An 11,660-nucleotide genomic window follows, 5' to 3' on the forward strand; every position below is an offset into this window, starting at 1 on the left:
AATTTAAAATCATATAAAAATGTTTAAAACTAAAATACTAATCATTTCTTTATTAGTAAGTGTGTTATGGTCAACCAATGGCCAACAAAAACAGGCAAAAAATAACGTTCAGTTCCAAACTTCTCCTCGTGAAACGCTATTGCTAATGAAAAGTGTAGCAGATTGGCAATTGAATAAGGGTATTCAGCGTGGAGTTACGTACTGGGGAAATGCAGCTTTTTTTGCAGGCATATCAGAATTAGCATCCTGGGTAAATAATGATCATTATTATAATGAATTGCAAAGGTATTTTGATGAGGTAGAATGGGCAATTGGATCTCGAAAACTACATGCAGATGATTTTGCCATTTTACAAGTCTATTGTGAAATGTACGAGGTTTTTGGCAAAAAGGAGTATTATAGCGATGGTAAAAAGGCAGCTGATGAGCTGATTAACCAGCCTTTAGCAGAGTCGTTAGACGTTAACCTATCCGATCATAACAAAGTTTGGAATTGGTGCGATGCTATGTTTATGGCGCCTCCAGCACTCTCTCGTTTATACACAGCAACTGGAGATATGAAGTATCTAGACGGTATGGATCGACTTTATTGGCATACTATGGATTATTTGTATAATCCAGATGATAAACTCGTATTTAGGGATAGTAAATATTTTGATGACAAGTCTCCCAATGGCGAACATATATATTGGAGCCGTGGGAATGGTTGGGTTATGGGTGGTTTGGTTAGAATTCTACAAGATATGCCCAAAGATTACCCATCACGCCCAAAATATGAAACTCTTTTTAAGGAAATAAGCAGCCGATTAATTTCTTTACTAACTCCTGATGGAACATGGCATACCAATTTATTAGATCCAGATGATTATCCTGATAAAGAATTAAGTGGAACTACCTTTTTTGTGTATGCGTTGGCTTATGGGGTTAATCAAGGTTTATTAGATCAAGAAACATATTTACCAATTATAATGAAAGCTTGGAAAGCATGTACAGATGGTGTACATGATAATGGTATGATAGGACATATTCAGCCCATTGGAGCGTCTCCTGGCTATGTAACTTATGATTTTACAGAGTCTTATGGGGCAGGTAGTTTTATTCTTGCGGGTAGTGAAGTACTTAGGTTGATGATTGATCTAGAGCCTAAAATTGCTTCAGTAGTTGTTAAAAACCCTAATCCGTTTAACAGGTTATATGAAACTGTAGAGTTGGACTGGAACCTATTAAAAAAGAAAGGAGCTAAAGACGGACAAATTAAAATTGTTGATCTAATTACAGGGGTAGAAATTCCAAGCCAAATTACCAAGGATACAGATGGAAAAGCTTCTCGATTAATTTTTCAAGTAAAGTTAGCCAGCGGTGCTGAAAAACATTTTATCATTAAAAAAGGAAAACCGGAGTTATACAATGCAAAGGCTTATGGTAGAGTAGTACCAGAACGATACGATGATTTTGCATGGGAAAATAATAGGATGGCTTATCGTATCTATGGGCAGGCTCTAATACCTATTGATGGCCCATCTGGAGGAATTGATGTATGGAAAAAAAGAACCAATGCCCTTGTGATTGATAAATGGTATAAAAACGGGAAATATCACAAAGACCATGGCGAAGGAAATGATAGTTATAAAGTGGGTCCTAGTATGGGAGCAGGTGGAATTTCTTTGCTTGATGATGGAAAACTTGTACTTCATGAAAACTATAAAACTGCCAAAATTATTGAAAATGGACCCCTAAGGTTTTCAGCCATTTTTACTTTCGAAGACCAAACAATTGGTAATAAAAAAGTAGCATTAACCAAAAAACTAACATTAGATGCAAATACCTATTTGAATAAATGGGAGGTGCTATTTAAAAGTGATACACCAGAACTACCTTTGGCAGTTGGTATTGTTAAACGAAATAAACCTGGTGGTAACGTAGTAATGGATGAAAAAAATGGTGTACTCTCCTACTATGAGCCTGAAAACACAAAAGACAACGGGCTTACTGGGCGAGATGCTGGAAATGGACGAACAGGAATAGGAGTTTTAATGCCAAAGCAAGCCCTTATGGAAGCTATGGATAACCATTATGTAGCAAAAGATATGGCCATTTCAGGAATACCTTTTGTTTACTATTCAGGTGCAAGCTGGGATAAGGCGCAATACAAGTGGAGAAGATTGCCAATCCCTATTACTAATGAAGCTTGGATAGACTACTTGTATCAAACACAAAAACAACATGAAAACCCATTAGCTGTTACACTTCGTTTTTATTAATTACAAGTAATCTAATAACGGAATTTATTTAAAATATGCATAAACTTATGAAAAGAACAAGAAAAACAATTTCGGCAATAGTTTTAATTTCAATTTTAGTGCTAACATCTTGTAAGCCCCATAATAATATAGAAGGGAAAAAACCAAATATTATACTTATTATGGCAGACGATATGGGTTTTTCTGATGCAAGTTTTTTTGGATCAGGCATTCAAACTCCAGCCATTGATAGGTTGGCAGAAAATGGGTTGGTTTTTAATAGTTTTTATAACACAGGGCGTTGTTGTCCTACACGAGCTTCTTTGCTTACAGGACTTTATGCGCATAATACAGGTTTGGGTTGGATGACGGCTGCCGATGATGGTTTTCCAGGCTATAATGGAGCCATAAATGATAGTTGTGTTACAATTGCCGAAGTTTTAAAGGAGGCTAGTTATACAAATTATATGACCGGTAAATGGCATGTAGTATATGATAAAAATATGAAATCCGAGGGTAGTAAGCACAACTGGCCTTTACAGCGTGGTTTCGATAAATATTATGGTAAACTTGATGGCGGTGGCGGTTACTATAACAGTCCAACGTTAACGTATAACAATAAGCGTATAAAAGCCGATGAAGATTTTTATCTTACCAGAGCCATAAATGATTCCACAGTTAGTTTTATTAGACAGCATTTAGACAGTAAAAAGAACCAACCATTTTTCTTTTATGTAGCACATTATGCACCTCACAGACCTTTACATGCTTTAGAAGAAGACATCAAAAAGTATGAAGGTAAGTTTAATAAGGGTTGGGATGTAAATCGTAAACAACGTTACAACCGAATGAAAGAAATAGGAATGGCTACCAAAGCTTGGGCTTTAGGAGAACGACCTAATGATATTCCGGCATGGGATAGTCTTGATGTAAAAGAAAAGAAAATATGGGAACGCCGAATGGAAGTATATGCAGCTCAGATTGACCATATGGATCAGGGTATTGGAAATATCATGAAAACCCTTGAGGAATATAATGAGCTAGATAATACAATTATCATTTTTTTATCTGATAACGGAGGAGGAGCAGCTTCTACGGGAACTGACGTTTTTGAGGGTAATTTAAAGGATCATATTGGAGGACCAGGCTCTAATCAAAGCTATCGTAAAAATTGGGCTCATGTTAGTAACACACCATTCCGCGAGTATAAAAAATATACCCACGAAGGTGGTATTAGCACTCCACTAATTGTTCATTGGCCTAATAAAATAAAAGAACATAAAATTGTAACACAACAAGGACATGTTATTGATTTGATGGCAACTTTTATTGATTTGACTAAAGCCGAATATCCTCAAGACAGGAAAGGAATCCCAATCAAACCGATTCAAGGAAAGAGCTTATTACCTGCTTTTAATGGAGAATTGATTCACAGAGAAGAAGCCTTATATTTCGAACATGAGGGAAATCGGGCTATAATTGACGGAAACTGGAAGCTGGTAAGCCAAGGCAATATAGATGAACCCTATGCTGGTGATTGGGAACTATATGACCTTTCTGTTGATCGTGGTGAGCAAAATAATTTAATAACAACACATCCTAAAATCGTAAAAGAATTAATGTTAAAATGGAACAAATGGGCAAATGAGAACCAGGTATTTCCTCTTAATGCTACAGTATGGAGAGAACGGATCGCGGCAGATGTAAATAATAAATAACCTGCAAAAAACTAAAAACAATATTTCTAAATTATTTGATAATAGTAGCACTAAATCATATTTAGCTAAAGTTTTTTAACCGAATAAATTTATAAAAATGCCCTACAATCGTTTCTAATTTTATGAATTGATTTTAGGTTCTTGTATCTCTTATTAAAAAATGTTTTTTTTCTTCATATGGAAATAAAAGATACATCAATAAGAATGTAATTTTAGAAAATCGGAGATTAAAATTAGTAGTTTAAAAAAGCTTGTAGGTGCAGTTTTTTTCTTGTTTTTGGCTTTGGCGTATTTGCGCAAAAATCAAATAATTTAAAGAAATGGCCTAAAGACAAATCGCCAGAGGAAATAGGCTTAAGAATCACAAATAAATTTCTTGCCCAACCCCATTCTTTTTGGGGTAAATATAGCAAAAAAGCCAATCGATTAACCTATCCTGATGTTTGCACATGGTTACGGGGACTTTGGTTGGCAAAAGCAACCGATAACCAAACTTTGCTCACCCGTTTAGAAGAGCGTTTTTTGCCCTTTTTTGTAGAGGAAAGATACCTTTTGCCTAAGCCAAACCATGTGGATAATAATGTATTTGGTTCTGTACCTTTAGAACTGTACCTACAAGGTAAAGCGAAGCCTTATTTAAAGCTTGGTCAATACTATGCAGACACCCAGTGGGAAGTGCCAGCAGAAGTTACAGAGCAGGCAAAAGCCTATGCCGAAAAAGGATATTCATGGCAAACACGTATATGGATAGACGATATGTTTATGATTACTGCCGTTCAAACCCAGGCTTATCGAGCTACAGGAAATGTTAAATATATCAACAGAGCAGCAAGTCAGATGGCGCTCTACTTAGACAAAATTCAACTAAAAAATGGCCTGTTTCACCATTCGCCAGATGTGCCCTTTTCTTGGGGCAGAGGAAATGGATGAATGGACGTAGGTATGGCTGAAATACTGAGAGTCTTGCCAGATGACAACCCGCATAGAGAGCGAATTACAGAAGGTTACTTAAAAATGATGGACGCTTTGTTAAAGTATCAAGAAAAGGATGGTATGTGGCGACAGCTTATAGATGATAAGGAATCTTGGAAAGAAACATCTGGAATACCCATTTTACTTACTTATGTAATTTCTTCTGATCTCCCCAGTATGTCCTTTGTTTATGACATTATGGGTAGATTAATCAATAAATCCTCAGAAAAAAGAATACCAATACATCAACTTGGTATTTATATAGTTGTTGTAGAACAATAAAATAAACCATCATACAGAAAAAGGGTATTGGTGCATTAAAGGCAATTTACTAAGCGTAGCTGGTCTGCTTACTGTATGTTAAGTTTCGGATTATAAGTTTATAAAGCCAGTAAAAGTACTTTAGAAGAATAGTTTTACAAATACGTTAAAAGTAAAATTTTTTATAATAAATTTTAATGGTAGGTGTGGTTTCTTTACAGGTAGTTTACTTACTATTAAAAAGGATCTATACCTGTATTAATTTGTAAAAATACTGTACAATCTGTTCTGTTTTTATGGATTGCTTTTGCTTTCTTGCAAGTTTTATAAATCCTTTTTTTCACTACAAAGAATAAAGATTTAATAAAAGGAATATAATATTAATAATCAAAATTAAATGAAAATTATAAGTATAGATAAAGTGGTATCTGTCACAATTTGTTTTGTTGTTTTTGGTTTTGGGGTGTTCGCACAAGAATCAAAAGATTTAAACAAGAATGGTAAGATTGATATTTATGAAGATAGAAGTAAGTCAATCGATGAACGTATTGCTGATGCTATTAACCGTATGACATTGAATGAAAAAGTGAATATGCTTACTCGTAATGCTTCTTCATGGGCTTATTCAGGTTCTGAACGATTAGGGATACCCGAATTTACCTGTCATGATGGTCCTCATGGGGTTCGAGATGAAAGACCTTCAACGGCTTACCCCACAACAGTAGCTCGTGGAGCCGCCTTTGACCGTGATTTAAGTTACAGAATTGGTGTTGCTGAAGGTAAGGAATTTCGTGCGCAAGGATGGAACATGCGTTTGGGAAACTCTGTAGATGTTAACCGTCATCCTTTATATGGGCGTGCCTCTGAATCTGCAGGAGAAGACCCTTTTTTATGTGCAGAAATTGGTGTGGCAAACGTTCTAGGAACTCAGAGTACTGGTTGTATTAGTAATTTGAAACATTTTATCCTAAATACTCGTGAAAACATAGCTGTTCGTAAAAACAATCAGGCTGTTATTGATGAACGTAGTTTAGTGGAAATATATGGATATCCCTTTAAAGAAGCCATACAAAAAGGAAATAGCTGGTCTATTATGACGGCACATAGCCGTGTAAACGGCTTGCATTCATCAGATAATCCTTTTGTTTTAAATACGGTACTCAGAGACTATTTTGGTTTTAGATATTTTGTGTTGAATGATTGGTCTTCTGTTAGCGATGTTATTCAACAAAATGAGGGTACTGTAGCTGACGTCTTTAATAGTGGTCACGATTTAGAGACGAGCACTACATTTTATAAAAACAAATTAGCTAAAGAAGTAGAGGCAGGCAATGTAAGTGTTCAAAGATTAAATGAGGCTGTAGGTCGAGTGCTCAGAATGTTATTGGTATCAGGTATGTTTGACGGGCAAACAAAAGCAAACCCTGCTGACTATTCTAGCAAAGAAGCTATCGCTGTTAGTCGAGAAGGCGCACAAAAATCGTTAGTATTATTAAAAAATTCAAAAAATATACTTCCCCTAAAAAAAACAGGATCCATTGCCTTAATTGGTCCAAATGCAGCTGTTTTACCAGTAGATGCAGGAAGCAGTAGCACTGTAAGACCGCTTTATACGGTTTCCGTATTAGAGGGAATTACAGAAGTTGCACCAGGAATTAAGATAAATTATGCCAAAGGTTGTGAGGTAAATTCAGATAATAAAACAGGTTTTGAAGCGGCTTTATCAGCGGCAAAAGTATCTGATATCGTTATTTTTGTAGGTGGATTAGACGGAACTCAAGAGGGTGAAGGTAAAGACCGTCAATCAGGATCGTCTCAATTACCAGGGCGTCAACAAGAATTAATCAATCAGTTAGCTAAAGTAAATCCTAATGTGGTAACTGTTGTTATAAGCGGAGGTGTTTGTGCTTTAAATGAATCAATTGATAATATTAAGGGCCTACTCTATGCTTTTTATGGAGGTCAAGAATCAGGAAAGGCTATTGCTGAAGCATTGTTTGGTGATTATAATCCTGGAGGTAAATTGCCTGTATCTATGCCTAAGACAGATGCAGAGTTACCCGAGTTTACTGATGACCATAACAATCATATTATTAAAGTGGGCTATCGCTGGTATGATAGCGAAAATAAAGAGCCTCAGTTTCCTTTTGGCTTCGGATTAAGTTACACAACATTTGAGTATAGTAATTTAAGATTAAGCACAAACAAAACCAAAGCAGACAATAGTATAGATATACAAGTAGATGTTAAAAATACGGGTGATCGTGAGGGTGATGAAGTCGTGCAGCTTTATATATCAGATGAAAAGGCAAGCGTATTAATGGCAAAAAAACAGTTAAAAGGTTTTGAACGTGTTACTTTACAAGCTGGTGAGCAAAAAACTATCAATTTTAAAATTACAGCTGATGCACTAAGTTTCTGGGATGTAAAAAGTAAAAAGTTTATTGTAGAAAAAGGCAAATTTAAAGTGATGGTAGGTGGTTCATCTACCCAATTATCTCTAAAAGCTGATTTTAAAATTACTGCGAACTATAGTGTTCCTGATTTTGTTCCATCAGAAGAAATTATTCCGTTATCAAAAGAAGAGAAAGAGTCTGATATAAAAGCAAATGCTTCTACGCTTTTAAGGGTTAACGCAACTGATTTTTACAAGACTAACCAATCTGATAAGCCTAGTAAAGATAATGAAAACTCAAATGATACTTTCCTTACTATGAATGATGGAGATTGGTTGAGTTACAAAAATATTAATTTGGGTACCTGGCTTAATTTTGTTGATATGCATATTGCCACATCTATTGCTAACGGTAAAATTGAATTAAGATTAGGAGCACCAGATGGAAAATTATTTGGAACGCATACCATAGGTGCAACAGGCGGCTGGGAAAGTTGGGAAACCATTAATATTGGTTGCAGTGATTACCGAGTTTCCGGTACGCACGATGTATATATTGTGTTTAAAGCTAGAAAAAATAGAGAAAACCAACCTGTTTGCCTTTTTCAATGGTGGGAGGTAGAAGGCCGTAAAGAGTAAAAGTCTATTTAAGTAATAATAGAATAGTGTAATTAAATAAAACAATTAATTAAAATGTACAAAAGTTTAAAAGCCTATAAATTTTTCATCAATGCAGTATTGGTGTTTTTATTATTTAGCTGCAAGAATTCAGATTCTTCAACCTCTGAAAATATTGTAAATAAAGTTTTTAGCAGAGCCGAAAAGCAATTCGAAATATTGGCTGCATCAAGTCCTGAAGGCATGTCGCCTAGAACCCTTAATCCAGATGGTAGTGTTCATTACATAAAACCCAAAGATTGGTGTAGTGGTTTTTTTCCTGGTAGTTTGTGGTATTTGTATGATTACAAGCAAAATGATTCATGGAAAAATAAAGCGACTCTTTTTACCGAACCTTTAGAAAATATAAAGGATTATAACAAAACACACGATTTAGGTTTTATGATGTATTGTAGCTATGGCAATGCGTATCGTTCAACTCAAAATGAGTCATACAAAGACATTATTATTCAGAGTGCTGAAACACTTAGCAAAAGATTTAGTCCACAGGTACAAGCAATAAAATCTTGGGATTGGGGTAAAGACTGGCAATATCCAGTTATCATTGATAATATGATGAATTTAGAGCTTCTTTTTGAAGCAACAGAATTAAGTGGTAATTCTAAATATGCTGATATTGCAGTTGCGCATGCAAATACAACTATGAAGAGTCATTTTAGAGACGATTATAGTTCTTATCATTTGGTAGATTTTGATAGTATAACAGGAAAAATTATTAAACAACGTACCTTCCAAGGATACAGTGATTCTTCTGCATGGGCTAGAGGTCAGGCCTGGGGTTTATATGGTTATACACTTTGTTATCGCTATACCAAGGATGCTAAATATCTTTTACAGGCCAATAAAATAGCTCAGTATTATATGAACCATCCTTCTATACCTGAGGATAAAATACCATATTGGGATTTCCATTCCCCCGATATTCCTAATGCGCCTAGAGATGTATCTGCAGCAGCAGTTGTGGCTTCTGCATTGCTTGAGTTACAACAGTATGTTCAAGAAGATGTTTCTAAAGAGTATATGCAATATGCAGAAGGAATTCTAGAGTCTTTAGCTAGTGATGTATATTTAGCTAAAGAAGGTGAAATTCAAGGTTTTTTATTAAAGCATAGTACAGGTTTTTTTAATAAAAATTCAGAAATAGATGTGCCACTCAATTATGCAGATTATTATGCTTTAGAGGCATTATTGCGTTACCATAAAATTAAAGGATAAATAATAAAAATGAATAATGAAAAATAAATATGCGTTTTTTATCTCTGTTTTGACATTTTTAGTCTGTCAAGTTAATGCCCAACAATTATTGTTTAACGAGGGTTTCGAATCGGGTATTTTACCGACTTCATCGCTTAACCCTACTGTTAATAATCCACCTGAGGTGGTAACCTCTCAAGATGCGCGTCGTGGTACTTATGTAATGAAATCACAACTAAATAACAGTTCTTTAGATCCAGAACGTTCAGAGGTTTCTCTTAATAAACCTGAATATAACTTTGAAATAGATCAGGAGTATTGGGTGGGTATTAGTACAAAGTTAGATGAAGATTTTAATCAGGGCACCTTTACTGATGATGGTATGATTATGCAATGGCATTATCGCGATTGGTTACCTCAATACACAGATGACTTCAAGCCTCAGCCATTTTTACTGCGCTACAAGAAAATAAACGGTGAAAAAAAGATTGTTTTTCAACATGAGTTTGTTGATAAATCTGATGGAAATAAAAATAAAACAATAGATCTGGATGACGTTCCTGCTCATATTGGTGTGTGGGATGACTGGGTTATTAACATTCGTCTTTCAGAAACAAATGGTAAGTTTAAAGTATGGCGTAATGGAGAGTTGGTACTCGATTGGTCTGGACCTAACCATTTATCAGAACGCCCAGATGGAGCGTATTTAAAATGGGGTCTATACTCCTATCAGTATGATGATATCAACTCCAATGGTACTCGAATACCAGATGGGAATTCACGCACAGTATATCATGATGAGGTGCGTATGGCAGATTCAACCGGTAGCTTTGATTTGGTGTCACCTGCATCGAATACTTGGACAGGAAATATAAATACAGATTGGGCAACTGCGGGAAATTGGGATACAGGTGTTGTACCTATAGCAACAGACAATGTTATTATCCCAGAAGTTACGAATGCTCCCGTTATTGGGGCTTTAACAGCAGCAGTTTGTAATAATTTAACCATAACTGAAACAGATGGGCTAACTGTATCTATAGGAGGTACATTAACGGTAAATGGTACTTCTTCGGGTGCTATATACTATATGTCTGAAGAGTTAGTACCAAATGGTGATTTTAGCAATACCGCTGATAATTTGGGTGCTGATCGTGACACAGGCGCAGGAGACTGGCGTTTTCAAGCCAATGTTGATGCAGTAGCCACTGGAGACATATTTGATGAGGCTGGTAATAATGTGTTCAGAGCTGTAGTTACTACAGTTCCTTCAGTTGCTTTTAATTTGAGATTACGTCAAGAGGCTGTTGTGTGTCCTGCAACAGCAACAAAAGTGATTTTTAGAGCAAAGGCAAGCGCAGGTAATATGAGCATAAAGGTTCAGTTTGATGGAGGCACTAAACCTAATACAACCTTCGTTTTAACAACGTCTTGGGCAGATTACGAATTAGCGTTACCTGCTTCTTCTCAAGGAACAACGAACAGATTACAATTTCAATTGTTATCTACAGGAACCTATTATATAGATGATGTAGCATTTTTAACTACGTCAAATCCCACAACTTGGACAGGAGCTACAAATTCAAATTGGGCAACAGCTTCCAATTGGGATACAGGTGTTGTACCTATAGCAACAGACAATGTTATTATCCCAGAGGTTACAAATGCACCCATTGTAGGAGGTACTACAACAGCAGTTTGTAATAATTTAACCATAACTGAAACAGATGGACTTGTTATTAACTCTGGTGGTTCATTAATTGTAAATGGAACTTCTTCTGGTAATGTAACCTACAATAGAAACCTAGGTACAGAAAATTGGTATTTGGTTTCAAGTCCTGTTGTAGGTGAGACATATGACAATGCGTATATTTCTGCAAATTCATTGGCAATTAATGGTACAAACAATGCTATTGGTTCTTATAACACAGCTGATAATACATGGTCTTATATGCAAACTGGTAGTGGAGCTACTTTTACAGCAGGACAAGGCTATTCAGTAAGAAGAGCAACTAGTGCTGGTGCAGGAAATATTTCTTTCACTGGAACCATCAATACTTCAGATGTTTCTGTTGGAGTAAGTAACGCAGGAACAGGATTTAACTTACTTGGAAATCCTTTTACGTCATTCATTAATAGTGCTACTTTATTAACTGATAATGGTACAAATTTAGTTTCAACTGACATTTGGGTTTTTAATCAA

Annotated in this window: 5 protein-coding genes and 1 pseudogene; all 6 read left to right on the plus strand. The window is 35.7% G+C overall.

Annotation, left to right across the window (positions count from 1 at the left end; translation table 11 throughout):
• Window positions 1-19: 19 nt before the first annotated feature.
• The gene (locus IU405_RS07770) at window positions 20-2,260 is read left to right on the plus strand and encodes a DUF4861 family protein (RefSeq protein ID WP_197438048.1); all 2,241 of its coding nucleotides are present in this window, start codon (window positions 20-22) and stop codon (window positions 2,258-2,260) included.
• A gap of 47 nt (window positions 2,261-2,307) precedes the next feature.
• Entirely contained in the window at window positions 2,308-3,957 is a 1,650-nt protein-coding gene (locus IU405_RS07775; protein WP_197438049.1) for an arylsulfatase, read from the plus strand.
• 360 nt (window positions 3,958-4,317) lie between these two features.
• Window positions 4,318-5,211, plus strand: a pseudogene (locus tag IU405_RS15690) (glycoside hydrolase family 88 protein).
• A 376-nt stretch (window positions 5,212-5,587) separates the two neighbouring features.
• Window positions 5,588-8,224: a glycoside hydrolase family 3 protein gene (locus IU405_RS07790; protein ID WP_197438051.1), complete on the plus strand. Its 2,637-nt coding sequence runs from the start codon at window positions 5,588-5,590 to the stop codon at window positions 8,222-8,224.
• A 54-nt stretch (window positions 8,225-8,278) separates the two neighbouring features.
• Entirely contained in the window at window positions 8,279-9,478 is a 1,200-nt protein-coding gene (locus IU405_RS07795; RefSeq protein ID WP_197438052.1) for a glycoside hydrolase family 88 protein, read from the plus strand.
• A 16-nt stretch (window positions 9,479-9,494) separates the two neighbouring features.
• The coding region (locus IU405_RS07800; RefSeq protein ID WP_197438053.1) for a heparin lyase I family protein at window positions 9,495-11,660 on the plus strand (2,166 nt) is incomplete at its 3' end.

Source organism: Polaribacter sp. BAL334 (genome assembly GCF_015767435.1).
Classification (GTDB): domain Bacteria; phylum Bacteroidota; class Bacteroidia; order Flavobacteriales; family Flavobacteriaceae; genus Polaribacter.